Below are 16,662 nucleotides of genomic sequence, written 5' to 3'. Positions count from 1 at the left end.
AAATAAAATGAGCTCAAACATACCGTTCCATCGGGGCTATATTTGAAGATTTGTCATTCTTTTGACTATTAAAAAGAACCAATCCAAAATACTGTTTTCCGTTATCCATTATCCGAAAAACTCTCTAACGTTGACATTCCACCATCGATGTAGATGCTTGCTCCCGTAATATAATCTGAAAAGTCGCTTGATAAAAATACTGCTAAATTTCCAATATCTTCTGCTTTTCCGATTCTATTATATGGTATCAAAGTCATCAATGCATTAAAAGAAGCTTCGTTATCCCAAGCCGATTTGTTAATAGGCGTTTGGATGGCTCCCGGACAAATATTGTTGATTCGGATTTTATCTTTTCCATATTCCTGAGCCAAAGTTTGCATCAATATTCGCAGGGCGCCTTTGCTTGAAGCATAATTGGCGTGTCCAGCCCAAGGAATATTTTCGTGGACACGGCTGATGTTTACGATTTTCCCTAACGAAATAGATTTATCATTCATCCCCCTTTTCAAAAACTCCCGAATCGCCTCGCGTGCGCACAGAAACTGACCAGTAAGATTAACATCAATTACCTTTTGCCATTGCGCTAAAGTCATATCAATAAATTTTGCGTCTTGTTGTAATCCAGCATTGTTTACAAGAATTTCAACTGTTCCGTATGTATCAATCGTCTTTTGAAAGATCGCCTAGACTTCAACTTCTTTATTTACATCACATTGACTTAGCATGCCTTGTTCGCCTTTAACAAAAATATCATCAAGAATGATTTGTGCAGCTTCTTTCGAGTGTTCCGAAGAATGATTAACAATGACAATGGCGCCAGAAGCCGCTAAACATTTTACAATTCCTTCTCCTATTCCACTGCTAGAACCAGTAACGATTGCAACTTGTCCATTTAATTTTATTTCCATTTTATGTTTTTTAGAATTCTTTTTTATCAAAAATCATACGAGAAAATTTAATTTCTTTAAAAAATTTGCCAGATTAAAATAATTTAATTTTCAATAGAAAAATCTTAGAAACTCTACAAACACTAACAATTGCTAGCCGATAATTTTAAACCATTATTGCTTTTAATATTACAAAAACTATAATTTATTCTAAATTTTTAAAAATTTAAGATTATTTTATCGAATTATCAAAATTTTCATACATTTGCATTACCGCTCTTTCACATATTGAAAATGTTATCCAGAAAGGTTGAGGGACTAGACCCTATGAAACCTTAGCAACCCTTTGCGAAAGCGAAGAAGGTGCTACGTTCTACCATGTATTTGGAGAGATAACAACTGAAGTTCTTTACTCAACCATTCTTAGAGGCATTTTCAATGAAAAAAAATATTAAAGCATTGAAAAAAGAACTTTTAACTACAGATATTAAGTACAAATCATTTTCAGGACAGAATTTTGACATCCCTTTAAGCTACGAAGTATTCGGAAAAGCCCATGGCACCGCACCTATTGTATTGGTTAACCACGCTTTGACAGGCAACTCTACAGTGTCTGGCAGCAAAGGTTGGTGGAAAAACATTATTGGTCCACAAAAAATAATTTCTACCAAAAAATATAGTATTATTAGTTTTAACATACCTGGTAACGGTTATAATGATTTCTTTATCGATAATTACGAAGATCTTACAACCAAAGATGTTGCGGCGATTTTTTTACAAGGTTTAGAAAATTTAGAAATAAAAACTTTACACAGCATTATTGGTGGCTCGTTAGGAGGTTCCATCGGTTGGGAAATGCTAGCCATCAACCCTAAAATCAGCGAAAAATTTATCCCAATTGCTTCGGATTACAAAACCCACGATTGGTTACATGCACAATGTTTGGTTCAAAAATATCTTTTAGACTCACCTGAAAAACCACTAGAAAAAGCAAGAGCACACGCCATGCTTTGCTACAGAACGCCAGAATCGCTTAATGAAAGATTTGAGGGTAAATTAACAAAAGAAAATACTAGGCGCGAGTCCGAAGATTGGTTAATCTACCACGGAAAAAGTCTCAACGAAAGATTTAGTTTAAAAGCTTACAAATTGATGAACCATCTTCTGATGACCGTTGATACTAACGAAAAAGTGTTATCCAAAATAAAAGCAAACATTAACCTCATTGCGATTAACACAGATTTGTTTTTTCCAGCTTCGGAAATCAAAAAATGTTACGAAAAAATTAAGACACATAAAGAAGATATTTTCTACGACGAAATTGTTTCTATCCACGGCCACGACGCATTTTTAATAGAGTATGAACAATTGCAAGAATTATTAAAACGTATTTATTAGAACAAAATGACAGACCAAAATCCAATTAGTATATACAGAAAGAAAGCTTTAGTCAACTTTGAAGGCAAAGACTTTCTTGGACAAATCGGCATCGACTCTCGAATCTTTACAACACTTAACAAAGGTGGCATCAGCGTTGGGGTTATTTCTCAACAAGCCATCGAAAATGGTGTTTCAGTTTTGGTTGATGAGAAAGATGCCGAGGACGCCGTGGCATTATTGAAGAAAGAATTCCAAAATGAAAAAGCAGCTGGCATAGTGAGTAATATTTACAGCATTGACAATCTTTGCGTTCTTGGATTTGTTTCGGAACAAAATGCTAAAATCATGTCGGAACTTCAACGCAACAAGATTTATCCTTTGTTGCTTAACCAAGTGTCATCGACTGGTAGAGTTAACATTGTTGTAACTGACAATCAAACCGAAATCACTCAAAATATTATTGAAACCGAACTTTTCGGAAAACCTAAAGTTGTTCACTTAGCTTTAATTGGTCACGGAAATGTTGGTTCAACACTTATCGAACAGATTTTAGATTCTGCCTACGATATTTTGAACAGAAAAAGAATTGATCTTAAAGTCGTTGCGATTTCTAATTCCAAAAAAATGGCTTTAAACAAATCTGGTTTTGGCAGCGATTGGAGACAAAAAATAAACTATTCGAACACTAAAAGTAATATCTCAGAACTTATCAGTTACACAAAAGAGCACAACTTAGAAAACCTAATTGTTGTGGACAATACCGCGAGTCCAGCTTTTGTAAAAAACTATACCAAATTTGTCGAAAACGGTTTTGATGTGGTTTCATCAAATAAAATCTTCAATACTTTACCTATTTCAGATTATCGAAATTTCAGAACGCAACTTGCAAAAAATAATAAAAAATATTTATACGAAACCAATGTTGGTGCAGGTTTACCATTAATTGATACGCTTAAATTACTGCATTTATCGGGAGAAGATATCACCAGAATAAAAGGGGTTTTCTCAGGAACATTAAGTTATGTCTTCAACCAATTTTCTGTTCGTAATGAGAAATTTTCAACCATCGTAAAAGAAGCAATGAACAAAGGTTTTACAGAGCCAGATCCGCGCGAAGACCTTTCTGGAAACGATGTTGCAAGAAAACTTTTGATCCTTGCTCGCGAATTAGATTTAATGAACGAATTCGAAGATATCAATATCAAAAACCTAGTTACAGAACCGCTTCTTCCAATTTCAAAAGACGAATTTTTGACACGAATAGATGAGTTGGACGAAACTTTCCAAAAGATAAAAGACGAACAAGAACCCTATCATGTTTTACGTTACGTTGGCGATTTGCATGGCGATTTAAGTCAAGACAAAGGCGAACTGGATGTAAAATTAATTTCCGTTCCTGCCAATTCTGCTTTGGGACAATTAAAAGGTTCCGATTCTATTTTTGAAATCTACACAGAAAGTTACGGCGAAAATCCGATTGTTATTATGGGCGCTGGAGCTGGAGCAAAAGTTACTGCCCGCGGCGTTTTCGGTGATATTTTAAGAGTCAGTGAGACAAAATAGATGCTAGAATCAAGAATCAAGAGCCAAGAACCAAGAAGCAAGACAAATTTAATATTGAAAAAATGTCAGAAAACATACCAACAACCAGCAACCAACAACCAACAACCAACTTTGAAACCCTCGCCATCAGAACTCAAACCGAAAGAAGCCAGTTTGATGAGCATTCAACGCCGTTATATTTAACTTCAAGTTTCGTTTTTGAAGATGCCGAAGATATGCGTGCAAGCTTCGCCGAGGAAAAAGACAAAAACTTATACAGCCGATTTTCGAACCCAAATGTCACCGAATTCATCGATAAAATCGCATTAATGGAAGGGGCAGAATCGGGCTATGCTTTTGCAACTGGAATGGCGGCAATTTATTCCACTTTCGTGGCATTATTGAATGCGGGCGATCATATTGTGAGCTGTCAATCGGTGTTTGGTTCTACGCATACTTTGTTCACAAAATATTTCCCAAAATGGAATATCGAAACAACCTATTTCAAAGCCGAAGACGCACAAAATGTCGAAAAATACATCCAACCGAACACCAAAATTTTATATTTAGAAACGCCTACCAATCCCGCAATTGAAGTTTTAGATTTGGAATTTTTCGGTCAAATTGCAAAGAAGCACAATCTCATTTTTATTGTGGACAATTGCTTTGCGACACCGTATTTACAGAAACCGATAAAGTATGGAGCAGATATCGTCGTACATTCCGCAACCAAATTAATCGATGGTCAAGGTCGAGTTTTAGGTGGCGTGGCAGTTGGCAAGGCAGATTTGATTCGTGAAATTTATCTTTTCGCGAGAAACACCGGACCTGCGATGTCGCCGTTCAACGCTTGGATTTTGAGCAAAAGTTTGGAAACTCTGGCAATTCGTGTTGAAAAACATTGTGAAAATGCAATCAAAGTTGCGGAATTTTTAGAATCACATCCAAATGTCGATTTGGTGAAATATCCGTTTTTAAAGTCCCATACAAGTTACGAAATCGCAAAAAAGCAAATGAAATTAGGAGGAAATATCGTCGCTTTCGAAATTAAAGGAGGCATCGAAGGCGGTCGCAATTTCCTCAACAAAATCAAGATGTGTTCGCTTTCCGCGAACCTTGGTGACACGAGGACGATTGTTACGCATCCCGCTTCCACAACGCATTCCAAGCTTTCGGACGAAGAAAGAAATGAAGTCGGAATCACGGCAGGTTTGGTGCGCTGCTCCGTAGGTTTAGAAAATGTGGACGACATCATTGCGGACTTAAAACAAGCATTAGATTAGTTTTTTAGGAGCATCAAGATTTCAGCTTCGAAAGAAAAATTTAACCCGCATTACGCTATATCTTCTTTGATTTAGAAAACGAAAACATAAAAAGAAAGATTAGTAAAAAGCAAAAAAGGATGCCGCTTCAATCGGGGCTAAATAGAAAGTTTCCCTCATAATAACAAAATAAAAAAATGGATACTCAAGATAAAAACCAACTTCAAGAAACAAGAAACCAAGCTTTATACAAAGCCCTTTGCGAACGAATTCTCGTTTTGGATGGCGCAATGGGAACCATGCTTCAGCGCTATGGTTTCGAGGAAGAAGATTATCGCGGCGAGCGTTTCAAAGATTGGAAATCTCCAGTGAAAGGCAACAACGATTTACTGTCTTTAACGCAACCACAAGCTATTGAAGAGGTTCACAGACAATATTTAGAAGCAGGTGCAGATATTTTGGAAACCAATACTTTTTCGGGGACAACCATTGCGATGGCAGATTACCACATGGAAGAATTGGTTTACGAATTAAATTACGAATCTGCTAAAATTGCTCGTAAAGTTTGTGACGAATTTACGGCGCAAAATCCCGACAAACCGAGATTTGTAGCAGGTTCAATTGGACCGACTAATAAAACCGCAAGTTTAAGTCCAGATGTTAATGACCCTGGATTCCGTGCGATTACATTTGATGAATTAAGAATAGCTTACAAGCAACAAGCAGAAGCTTTGTTAGACGGTGGTTCAGACATTCTTTTAGTGGAAACCATATTTGACACACTAAATGCAAAAGCGGCACTTTTTGCCATCGACGAAATCGCAGAAGAACGCAACATCCGAATTCCCATCATGGTTTCAGGAACAATTACTGACGCTTCTGGCCGAACATTGAGTGGACAAACAGCGGAAGCCTTTTTAATTTCGGTGTCGCATTTAGATTTGTTAAGTGTAGGTTTCAACTGTGCTTTAGGAGCGAAACAGTTGACTCCTTATTTGGAAACCATTTCTAGCAACTCGGAGTTTTTTATTTCGGCGTATCCAAATGCAGGTTTACCCAATGCTTTTGGTCAATATGACGAAACTCCCGAACAAATGGCAGCTCAGATTAAAGAATACGTAGACAAAAATCTCATCAATATCATCGGAGGTTGCTGTGGAACAACGCCGCCACACATAAAAGCCATTGCTGATTTGATGAAAGATTATAAACCGAGAAAAATCAATGTGATAATTTGATAATGAGTTAATGCGATAATTTTTCACAACATTATCTAATTTTCAAATTACCTTATTATCTCAATTTAAAATATGAAATATTTAAAACTTAGCGGATTAGAACCGCTCATCATAACACCAGAAAGTAACTTTATCAACGTTGGTGAAAGAACCAATGTTGCAGGTTCCAAAAAGTTTCTTCGTTTGATAAAGGAAGAAAAATTTGCGGAAGCTTTGGATATTGCCAGAAATCAAGTTGAAGGTGGCGCCCAGATTTTGGATGTCAATTTCGATGATGGATTATTGGACGGAAAAGCCTCCATGGTGAAGTTCCTTAATCTTATCGCTTCCGAGCCTGATATTGCTAGAATTCCGATTATGATAGACTCTTCAAAATGGGAAATTTTGGAGGCTGGACTTCAAGTGGTTCAAGGGAAACCTGTCGTGAATTCCATTTCGTTGAAAGAAGGTGAAGAAGAATTCATCAAACATGCAAAAGCCATAAAACGTTATGGTGCAGCGGCGATTATCATGGCGTTTGACGAAGTTGGACAAGCTGATAATTACGAACGACGAATAGAAATCTCGAAGCGTTCGTATGATATTTTGGTGAACAAAGTTGGCTTCCCCGCCGAGGATATTATTTTCGATTTAAATATTTTCCCTGTAGCAACGGGAATGGAAGAACATCGTCGAAATGCAATTGATTTTATTGAAGCAACAAAATGGGTTCGCGAAAACCTTCCACATGTTTCGGTGAGTGGTGGCGTTTCCAATGTTTCGTTTTCGTTTCGTGGGAATGATGGTGTGAGAGAAGCGATGCACTCGGTTTTCTTGTATCATGCCATCAAAAACGGGATGAATATGGGAATTGTAAATCCAACTATGTTGGCAGTTTACGACGAAATTCCAAAAGAATTATTGGAATTGGTAGAAGATGTTATGCTTGATCGTCGAGATGATGCCACTGAAAGACTTCTTGATTATTCTGAAACGCACAAATCAACAAAGAAAGAAAAAGTCGAAGATTTATCTTGGCGAGAACTTCCTTTGCAAGACCGAATTACACACGCTTTGGTGAAAGGAATCGACCGATTCATCGAGGAAGATGTGGAAATTGCACGTCAGCAAGCAGAAAAACCGCTTCACGTTATCGAGATTAATTTGATGACAGGAATGGGCGTCGTTGGTGATCTCTTCGGAAGCGGAAAAATGTTTTTGCCGCAAGTCGTAAAGTCGGCGCGAGTGATGAAACGCGCAGTTGGGTATCTACAACCATTTATTGAAGCTGCAAAAGATATTAGCAAACCTACTAACGGAAAAGTTTTGATGGCAACTGTAAAAGGCGATGTTCACGATATTGGAAAAAATATTGTGAGCGTGGTTTTGGGTTGTAACAATTACGAGATCGTGGATTTGGGTGTAATGGTTCCGGCGGAAAAGATTATTCAGACTGCGATTGATGAAAATGTGGATGTTATTGGTTTGAGTGGTTTGATTACGCCAAGTTTGGACGAAATGGTGCATATCGCCGCAGAATTGGAAAGACAAAACCTTGATTTCCCTTTGATGATTGGTGGTGCAACAACTTCCAAAGCGCACACTGCGGTAAAAATTGACCCAAAATATAAAAATACAGTTATCCATGTTAATGATGCTTCACGAGCGGTTAACGTAGTAAGTTCTTTATTAAATAAGGAAAAATCCAATGTTTATGGTTTGGATTTGAAAAAAGAATACGAAGATTTCCGCGAAAAATTCTTGAATCGTCAAGTCGATAAAGAATATGTTTCGATTGAGGAAGCGCGGGAACAAAAGTTTAAAATTGATTGGGAAAACGAAAAGATTTCGATTCCAAAAAAATTGGGAATCACGATTATTGAAGACCAAAAATTGGATGATTTAATTGACTTTATCGACTGGTCGCCGTTTTTCAGAAGTTGGCAGTTGTTTGGAAAATTTCCAGATATTTTGACAGATGAAATAGTTGGCGAACAAGCAACAATACTTTTTGATGAAGCAAAATTAATGCTCAAAAAAATCCTTGAAGAAAAGAGTTTTAAAGCAAAAGGTATTTTCGGAATTTTCCCTGCGAACGCTAATGAACAAGACGATATTTTGGTGTATGACGAGAATCAAAATGTAATTTCAACATTCCGAACGTTGAGACAGCAACATAAAAAATCGGCTGGTAAAGAATATTTCGCATTATCCGATTTTGTGGCGCCAAAAAACATCGGTAAGCAAGATTATTTCGGAGTTTTTTGTGTTTGTACTGGTTTTGGAGCAGACGAATTAGCGAAAGAATACGAAGATAAAAACGACGACTACAACGCAATTATGGTGAAAGCTTTGGCTGACCGTTTTGCAGAAGCCTTTGCCGAATATCTGCACAAAAAAGTGAGAACGGAATATTGGGGTTATTCGGAAGACGAAACTTTGGATAACGAAGATTTGATTAAAGAAAAATATTTAGGAATTCGTCCAGCTCCCGGCTATCCAGCTTGTCCAGACCACTTGGAAAAACTGACGATTTGGGATTTATTAAAAGTAGAAGAAAATATCGGCGTTAGCTTGACAGAAAGTTTGGCAATGTGGCCAACAGCAGCGGTTTCGGGATATTATTTTGGAAATCCTAAATCTAAATATTTCGGGGTTGGAAAAATTTCGGAAGACCAATTGAAAGATTACGCCGAACGAAAAGATGTGGATATAGAATTTGCAAGAAAATGGTTAGCTCCGAATCTTTCGGAGGTGTAATGAGTTTAAAATTTAGGTTTGAAGTTTAATGTTGAAAGTTTTCTGGTTGATCTTGGGAAGAACGAAGATTCAACTTAAAACTCGAAACTTGAAACTCGAAACTTGAAAACGCGCATCTCACACCTCAAACCGCGTAAGCGATGGTAGCGGATATCCTTTTTTTGATGACTGAGCGGAGTCGAAGTCACCAAAAAAAGATAGCAGCGAACGTAGCGACCCGAGCGGCTGGAAAAGCTTGGCGAGGGATACGCCCAAATAAAAAACAAAAAAAATGAAAGTAACTGAACATATTGAAAAAGCGAACGGAAAAACATTGTTTTCCTTTGAAATATTGCCGCCTTTGAAAGGGCAAAACATAAAGTCGATTTTTGATGGAATTGACCCGTTGATGGAGTTTAATCCTGCATTTATCGACGTGACTTATCATCGTGAAGAATATGAGTATATCGAGCGTCAAGACGGCCTTTTGGAGAAGCGTGTCGTGAGGAAGCGCCCCGGAACTGTTGGGATTTGCGCGGCAATCCAAAATAAGTACAAAGTGGATGCGGTACCCCATATTTTGTGCGGTGGTTTTAGCCGCGAAGACACCGAAAATTTCTTGATTGATTTGGATTTTTTAGGTATCGAAAATGTGGTGGCACTTCGTGGAGATGCCGTGAAATCTGAGATTTATTTTAAGCCAGAGAAAAATGGTCATGCTAATGCGAGTGATTTGGTGAAGCAGATTCAAGGTTTGAATTTGGGTGTTTATTTGGATGAATCTTTGGAGAATTCTTGTCCGACGACTTTTTGCATCGGCGTGGCTGGTTATCCCGAAAAACACATGGAAGCGGCGAGTCTTTCGCAGGATTTGCAATACTTGAAAAAGAAAGTGGAAGCGGGTGCGGATTACATCGTGACGCAAATGTTTTTTGATAACGAAAAGTATTTTGAATTCGTTGATAAATGCCGTGAGGAAGGGATAAATGTTCCGATTATTCCGGGTTTGAAACCTTTGGTTACTAAAAGCCAATTGAGTATGATTCCGCACCGTTTTAAGGTAGATATTCCGAACGATTTAGTGATTGAAGTTGCGAAAAGTAAAGACAATAAAGCTGTAAAAGAAATCGGCATCGAATGGTGTATCCAACAAAGTAAGGAACTTCTGGAAAGAGGTGCTCCGGTTTTGCATTACTACACGATGGGGAAAAGCGAGATTACGAAGAGAATCGCGTCGTCTGTATTTTAAATTTAGGATTCATAATTAAAAAAAGGAGAACTATTTATTTTGTCTTTTTATATTGTGTTGCCATCTCTGCAATAGGGATGGTAGCGTCACATCCAAGATATAGCGAACAGCCCGACCCGAGTAGCTGCTGAGTGATGGGGAGGGAATTGTTCTGAAAAATAGAATTTTAATTCCCGCAATTTTTGACTAAATTTGTAACTATGAGTCAAAAATGGATTTATAAACCAGAACCCGATGAAGACATAGTAGATGGTCTCATTTCCTCAATTGGATTTGGAACTTTAGAATCCAAACTTCTCGTTTTGCGTGGCATCGACAATTATCAAAGTGCTCGCGAATTCTTTAAACCAAACGGAAACGATTTCCACAGTCCTTTTTTGATGGCGGACATGCAAAAAGCGGTTGAACGCATTGCAACAGCTATCGAAAATGGCGAAAAAATATTAGTATACGGCGACTACGACGTGGACGGAACAACCTCTGTGGCGCTAATGTACCTCTACCTCAGCAAAATCGTTGACAAAAAATATCTTGATTTTTATATCCCAGATCGTAACGTTGAAGGCTACGGTATTTCGACGGAAGGCATTGACTTTGCGAAAGAAAATGGGTTTAGCTTGATTATTGCGCTTGACTGCGGAATAAAATCTATCGATAAAATTGAATATGCTAACAAGCTAAAAGTCGATTTTATAATTTGTGATCACCACTTGCCAGGTGACGAAATCCCGAAGGCTGTGGCTGTCCTTGATCCAAAACGTAAAGATTGTCGCTATCCTTATAAAGAACTAAGTGGTTGTGGTGTCGGTTTTAAACTTTGCCAAGGGCTAAATACTATTTACAAAATTCCTGAAAACGAACTTTTCGAATTAACGGATTTACTAGCGATTAGTATCGCTTCCGACATTGTTGCAATGACTGGAGAAAATCGAGTTTTGGCTAAACAAGGGCTTAAATTTTTGCGTAAAACTAGAAAGTTCGGTTTGCGATTGTTGATTCCTGAAGAGAAATTAGCGCATTTTGAAATTTCTAATATTGTCTTTGACATTGCTCCAAAAATAAACGCTGCAGGAAGAATTTCGCACGCAAAAGCGTCTGTGGAACTGATGATCTCTGACAACCTAAAACAAGCACAACAGATTGTAAATGAGATTATTAACCTAAATGATGAACGTCGAGAAATGGATCACACGATTACGCAATCGGCGATGAATCAGGTTGAATCTTCAACTGAAAGCACCTACTCTACTATTGTCTACGATCCGTCTTGGAATAAAGGCGTTATCGGCATCGTGGCTTCGCGATTAATCGAAAGTCACTTTAAGCCAACTTTAGTTTTCACGGACGGTAACAATGGCGAAATGGTTGCTTCGGCAAGATCGGTTTCGGATTTTGATATTCATGCGGCTTTGGACTATTGTTCGGATCTTTTCCAGAAATTTGGAGGACATCAAGCTGCGGCAGGACTATCGATGGACAAAGAGAATTTTGAAGTTTTCAAAATTATGTTCGAAGGTTATGTTCGCGACAACATTCAAGAGCATCAAAAAGAACCATCTATCTACATCGACAGCGTTATCAACATCGATGATCTCAACCGCGAGTTTTATAATTTCCATCGAAAGTTGGCGCCATTTGGACCAAAAAATATGAAACCAGTTTTGGTTTTAAAAGATATAAAAGTCGCTGGATACGTCCGACTAATGGGCAAAGATGGCAATCATCTCAAATTTTTTGTACATCAACCAAGTACCAATCGCAACATCGAATGTATTGGTTTTAAACTGGGCATTTATGCCGAAGATTTCCGTACAAAGTCTTTTGATTTGGCATTTACAGTTGAAGAAAATCATTGGAAAGGCAATGTTTCTTATTTTTTAAACATTAGAGATGTTAAGTTTCATTCTTAAAATTTAAAAATGAAAAAAATCGGTTTGTTTTTCGGTTCGTTTAATCCCATTCATATTGGACATTTGATTTTGGCCAACTATATTCTGGAAAAATCGGATATGGAAGAATTGTGGTTTGTGGTAAGTCCGCAAAATCCTTTTAAAGATAAAAAATCACTTCTTGCCGATCATAATCGATTGGATATGGTGAATTTATCTATTAAACATTATCCAAAAATGCGTGCGTCGGATGTTGAATTTTCGCTTCCAAAACCAAGTTACACCATTGACACTTTAACTTATCTTCACGAAAAATACCCGAATTACCAGTTTAGTTTGATCATGGGTGAAGATAATTTGGCGGGACTTCATAAATGGAAAAACGCTGAAGTTTTAATAAAGAATCATCAAATTATTGTCTATCCAAGGCTGTTTGAAGGTGAAAAGAAAAATAACGACTACACTTCCGAAGGCGAAAATATCATTCTGATCAACGCGCCCATTATCGAATTGTCTGCAACTGACATACGTAACATGATTAAAGAAGGCAAAAATGTCCGTCCAATGCTTCCTCCAGAAGTTTTTGAATACTTAGATGGAAGTAATTTTTATAAATAAGTTTTCAATTATTTGATAATTTGCATTAAATGAAACTTATTTTCAGCATTCTATTTTCATTTGTTTGCTTTGGTATTTCGAAAGCACAAAATCTTTATTCTAAAGCTTATGGCGACAAGAAAAACCCAGCGATTATTTTTATCCATGGTGGACCAAGCGGAAATTCGAATTTGTTCGAAGCAACAACCGCGCAAAAGTTAGCAGACAAAGGTTTTTATGTTATTGTCTATGACAGACGCGGCGAAGGTCGTTCCAAAGATGAGAATGCGACGATGACTTTCCAAGAAAGTTTTGACGACCTCAACCAAATCTACGAGTTGTATCATCTAGAGAAAGCCAACATTTTGGCGCATAGTTTTGGCGGAATTGTTGGGACACTTTACACCAATCATTATCCTGAAAAAGTAAAATCTCTTATACTTGCAGGCGCTTTGGTCTCGCAACAAGAGACTTATGATCATATTTTGGAGAACGCGAAATCAGCTTTTAAAAATGATGAAAATAAACTTCGAGAAATTTCTACGATTGAAAGTCTGAACAAAAACTCAGCGGAATACAGAAAGAAAACTTATGATATTGCTAGTGATTTGGGGTATTTTTCGATGCCAAATCCGACAACAGAAAGTCAAAATTTGAGACAAGAATTTGAAAATTCGGAGTTTTATAAAACTAATTTTAGAAACCATAATTCGCCTTTATTATTTTATAAAAATGAAACTCAAAATAATCTAGATAACAAGGGAGTGCTTTTAGAAATTACGAAAAAGAAAATCCCTCTTTTTGCCATTTATGGACAAAATGACGGCATCTTTTCAGCGAAACAGTTAACGGATTTGCGTAATATTGTAGGAGCAAACAATTTTAGAATTCTTGATAATTGTTCGCATTATTTGTTTATTGATCAGCAAAATCAATTTTTAGATTTTATTAAACTTAAAATAAAAAAATAGTTTCAAAACTTGAGTTATGTATGCTCAAAACTAAACTGAATTATGAATTTCATCGAAAAATACTTTTCAAAATATCCAGAAGAAAAAGTCCTAAAATGGTTTAAGCAGGTTTGCGTTGCAGAAGCGATTTCATGTTTGTTACTTTACGGTTTCGCGATGATCTGGAAACGTTATGACCAAGAAGGACTTTTGCCAACGATTTTTATCATCATTGTCGGAAATATCCACGGTTTATTTTTCACACTTTATCTTCTATTATGTGTGCCAGCACGCAAAATTTACAATTGGGATGATGAAGATTCTGTCATTGCGCTCATAGCAGCTTTCTTCCCTTTCGCAACGATTTGGGTTGAAAAAAAGTTAGCCCGAAAAGATCGCGAATAGTATTTAATTTTAACATTGAAATTCAAAATAAGCAACACCGAATTTTTTTTCGGTGTTTTTTTGTGCCTTGTTGTAACAAAAATATAAGACTTGTTGTCTAATTGTATAAAGCATTAAATTTTAAACGAAATTTTATTAACTGAAAACCAGTATATTACAGTTAAATAAAAAACATTTTTAGTACTTTGTATTGCATAATACTGATTTTAATATATATCTTTGCTTTGTTCAATATTAAAACATACACACTTCTAAAAAATTACTATTATGAAAACGCCAATATTAATCGCCGCATTATTCTACAGTGGATTTGCAATTGCTCAACAAAAAATAAATGACACAATCAAATCTCAAAGTACAAAAGAGATTGAAGCTGTTATGATTACAAAACAAGTTTTCAAAAAGCAAAGTGATCGTTTTGTTTACGACGTTGCAGCTTCTCCTGTTGCCAAAGGAAATACAACTTTTGACTTGTTGAAGCAAACGCCACTTCTTTCTACAACCGACGATAAAACACTAAAAATCGCTGGGAAAAATAACGCGATTGTGTACATCAATGGAAGAAAATCTAATATGGATGCGGAATCTTTGGCTTCTTTTCTAAAAAACACACCTGCAGAAAACATTCAAAAGATTGAAGTTATTACGCTTCCTGGAAGCGAATATCAAGTGGAGGCTTCGGATGGCATCATTAACATTGTTTTGAAGAAAAAAATGACGGATGGACTTAACGGAAATTTAAGAATGTCAAACACTCAAAACAAATACAACTCGACGTCCAGCAGTGCTTCGTTAAATTATAGAAAAGGAAAATTCGGTCTTAACGCCAATATCACAGGAAGTCAAGAAATCGAACCTCAAGAATATATCATCAGAAACGGAAATAAAAATACAGTAACTGAATCTGTTGGTCCAATCGATAGTCCTGAGAAAAACTTGGGTGGTTACATCAACATGGATTATCAATTAACCTACAAAAGTAATCTTGCGTTGTCATGGAACTCTTGGGCGAGTAATAGTAAAGGCGCGACAATTTTACTTAACAACTCGTACAGCAATTACGACGATAACGGAAATCTGACGAATCGTTTTTATAATTTGAGCCGAAATGTGCTCAATAACAGATCTTACAACAATAATTTCAATTTGAATTATGAATTGAAAACCGATGAAGAAGGAAGTAAATTAAATTTGAATGCTGCTTATCTTACCTACAAACGAATTCAAGATTCGGATAACAGAACTTATGCTTCAGACGCCAATTGGAATCAAGGTGCTTTAGCGAATCAAATTATTCAAGATACGCCACAGAATATCAACAATATTTCTGCAATGGCAGATTACATCAAGAAATTTAAAAATGATTTTTCGATTTCGGTTGGTGGAAATTATAATAAAACGAAAACTAAAAATGACACGAAATACGAAAGCACGAATTTCGCAGCAAACGAAGCAACTAAATACAAACCAAACTTATTTGAATATGATGAAAATATCTATGGTTTTTATTTAACATTGGAAAAGAAATTTTCTGATAAATTTTCTGGAAAAATTGGAACACGCTACGAAATCACTAACAGCATCGGGACTTCGGATAATCCGCCAGCAGAACGACCAGACATGGCACTTGTTGAGAAAAACTACAACAATATTTTGCCATATTTAAATCTGAATTATGCGATTAATGATAAGAATAATATTTCGTATGCATTCTCTAGCCGAATGAGAAGACCAAGTTTTTGGGAATTGAATCCCGTACGAAACATCATTACACAAGACAATTACACGCAAAATAATCCATTTGTAAAAGCGTCTTCGATATATAATCAGGAGTTGACGTATATGTTTAAAAATTCATATTTCTTGATTCTTAACCACTCGTATTTTAAAGATGTTATTACGATGGTTCCGTTACAAAGAGATGTTGTCCGTGACGGAAATACGTACAGACAATTGGCTTACATTCGCAGCAATTATGGCGACAAACAAGAAATGTCAGCGATGTTGGGAATGCAGAAAAATTTCTTTAACCAGTATTTAACAACCAATTTCAATATCGGTTTTCAACATAATATTAATAACGGAACTTTGAACACAGATCCAACAACTGGCGAAATTTTTGACACGTATACAAATACAAAAAAATCAACCAGTTTATTAATTCAAACCAACAACACAATCCGTTTGGACAAAGCAAAAACCTGGTTTGCAGGCGTCAACTTCTTTTATGTAGATAAACAACAAATCGACTTTGGACAGTTGCAGAGCCTTGCTAGTTTAGATTTAAGCATCAAAAAACTTTGGAACAATTGGACGTTCGCGGTTAATGTCAACGATGTGTTAAGAACCAATATTGTAAAAATTAAAGATGAACAAGCTGACGGAAATTTCAATTATCTGTCTAATAACTCTTTCCGAAGAGGCTTAACAGCGAGTGTTACATATAATTTCGGAAATCAAAAAGTTAAAAAAGTAAGAGACATCGACAGTGCTGCTGGCGATATCAAATCCAGAACACGTTAATCTAAATTATAATTAAACTTTT

At 36.5% G+C, this 16,662-nt stretch carries 11 protein-coding genes, 1 pseudogene and 1 riboswitch; of the genes and pseudogenes, 11 read left to right on the top strand and 1 reads right to left on the bottom strand.

The window, feature by feature from the left end:
* Window positions 1–101: 101 nt before the first annotated feature.
* Window positions 102–908, bottom strand: a pseudogene (locus AC23MB_RS01815) (glucose 1-dehydrogenase).
* A gap of 273 nt (window positions 909–1,181) precedes the next feature.
* Window positions 1,182–1,286: riboswitch (SAM riboswitch) on the top strand.
* 39 nt (window positions 1,287–1,325) lie between these two features.
* Between AC23MB_RS01815 and AC23MB_RS01810 the strand changes: the two are divergent.
* The 11 genes from AC23MB_RS01810 (at window position 1,326) to AC23MB_RS01760 (ending at window position 16,640) form a co-directional block, all read left to right on the top strand.
* Complete coding sequence (locus AC23MB_RS01810; protein WP_487786388.1) at window positions 1,326–2,285, top strand: alpha/beta fold hydrolase; 960 nt, start codon at window positions 1,326–1,328, stop codon at window positions 2,283–2,285.
* Between the two features lie 6 nt (window positions 2,286–2,291).
* Complete coding sequence (locus tag AC23MB_RS01805; protein ID WP_313027102.1) at window positions 2,292–3,830, top strand: ACT domain-containing protein; 1,539 nt, start codon at window positions 2,292–2,294, stop codon at window positions 3,828–3,830.
* Between the two features lie 62 nt (window positions 3,831–3,892).
* Entirely contained in the window at window positions 3,893–5,092 is a 1,200-nt protein-coding gene (locus AC23MB_RS01800) for an O-succinylhomoserine sulfhydrylase (protein WP_313027104.1), read from the top strand.
* Between the two features lie 176 nt (window positions 5,093–5,268).
* Entirely contained in the window at window positions 5,269–6,309 is a 1,041-nt protein-coding gene (locus AC23MB_RS01795) for a homocysteine S-methyltransferase family protein (RefSeq protein WP_312324064.1), read from the top strand.
* Window positions 6,310–6,381: 72 nt separating this feature from the next.
* Complete coding sequence (gene metH, locus AC23MB_RS01790) at window positions 6,382–9,048, top strand: methionine synthase (protein ID WP_313027107.1); 2,667 nt, start codon at window positions 6,382–6,384, stop codon at window positions 9,046–9,048.
* A gap of 271 nt (window positions 9,049–9,319) precedes the next feature.
* The gene (gene metF / locus AC23MB_RS01785; protein ID WP_487786387.1) at window positions 9,320–10,276 is read left to right on the top strand and encodes a methylenetetrahydrofolate reductase [NAD(P)H]; all 957 of its coding nucleotides are present in this window, start codon (window positions 9,320–9,322) and stop codon (window positions 10,274–10,276) included.
* 200 nt (window positions 10,277–10,476) lie between these two features.
* The gene (recJ, locus tag AC23MB_RS01780) at window positions 10,477–12,186 is read left to right on the top strand and encodes a single-stranded-DNA-specific exonuclease RecJ (protein WP_374329633.1); all 1,710 of its coding nucleotides are present in this window, start codon (window positions 10,477–10,479) and stop codon (window positions 12,184–12,186) included.
* A gap of 9 nt (window positions 12,187–12,195) precedes the next feature.
* Window positions 12,196–12,783, top strand: a complete 588-nt coding sequence (gene nadD / locus AC23MB_RS01775) for a nicotinate (nicotinamide) nucleotide adenylyltransferase (protein ID WP_312322231.1) — start codon at window positions 12,196–12,198, stop codon at window positions 12,781–12,783.
* 29 nt (window positions 12,784–12,812) lie between these two features.
* On the top strand, window positions 12,813–13,733 hold the full coding sequence (locus AC23MB_RS01770) for an alpha/beta hydrolase (RefSeq protein WP_312322229.1): 921 nt from the start codon (window positions 12,813–12,815) through the stop codon (window positions 13,731–13,733).
* 42 nt (window positions 13,734–13,775) lie between these two features.
* The gene (locus AC23MB_RS01765; RefSeq protein ID WP_312322227.1) at window positions 13,776–14,117 is read left to right on the top strand and encodes a DUF3817 domain-containing protein; all 342 of its coding nucleotides are present in this window, start codon (window positions 13,776–13,778) and stop codon (window positions 14,115–14,117) included.
* A 267-nt stretch (window positions 14,118–14,384) separates the two neighbouring features.
* Window positions 14,385–16,640, top strand: a complete 2,256-nt coding sequence (locus AC23MB_RS01760; protein WP_487786386.1) for a TonB-dependent receptor domain-containing protein — start codon at window positions 14,385–14,387, stop codon at window positions 16,638–16,640.
* Window positions 16,641–16,662: the final 22 nt, after the last annotated feature.

Source organism: Soonwooa sp. T0.1_25, assembly GCF_057652215.1.
This window is presented reverse-complemented; position numbering and strand designations above follow the sequence as displayed.

Bases quoted from the DNA above. Each gene is read 5' to 3' on its own strand.
- metF (WP_487786387.1), top strand. From the start codon at position 9,320: ATGAAAGTAACTGAACATATTGAAAAAGCGAACGGAAAAACATTGTTT.
- AC23MB_RS01770 (WP_312322229.1), top strand. From the start codon at position 12,813: ATGAAACTTATTTTCAGCATTCTATTTTCATTTGTTTGCTTTGGTATT.
- AC23MB_RS01760 (WP_487786386.1), top strand. From the start codon at position 14,385: ATGAAAACGCCAATATTAATCGCCGCATTATTCTACAGTGGATTTGCA.
- recJ (WP_374329633.1), top strand. From the start codon at position 10,477: ATGAGTCAAAAATGGATTTATAAACCAGAACCCGATGAAGACATAGTA.
- metH (WP_313027107.1), top strand. From the start codon at position 6,382: ATGAAATATTTAAAACTTAGCGGATTAGAACCGCTCATCATAACACCA.
- AC23MB_RS01800 (WP_313027104.1), top strand. From the start codon at position 3,893: ATGTCAGAAAACATACCAACAACCAGCAACCAACAACCAACAACCAAC.
- AC23MB_RS01805 (WP_313027102.1), top strand. From the start codon at position 2,292: ATGACAGACCAAAATCCAATTAGTATATACAGAAAGAAAGCTTTAGTC.
- AC23MB_RS01795 (WP_312324064.1), top strand. From the start codon at position 5,269: ATGGATACTCAAGATAAAAACCAACTTCAAGAAACAAGAAACCAAGCT.
- AC23MB_RS01765 (WP_312322227.1), top strand. From the start codon at position 13,776: ATGAATTTCATCGAAAAATACTTTTCAAAATATCCAGAAGAAAAAGTC.
- nadD (WP_312322231.1), top strand. From the start codon at position 12,196: ATGAAAAAAATCGGTTTGTTTTTCGGTTCGTTTAATCCCATTCATATT.
- AC23MB_RS01810 (WP_487786388.1), top strand. From the start codon at position 1,326: ATGAAAAAAAATATTAAAGCATTGAAAAAAGAACTTTTAACTACAGAT.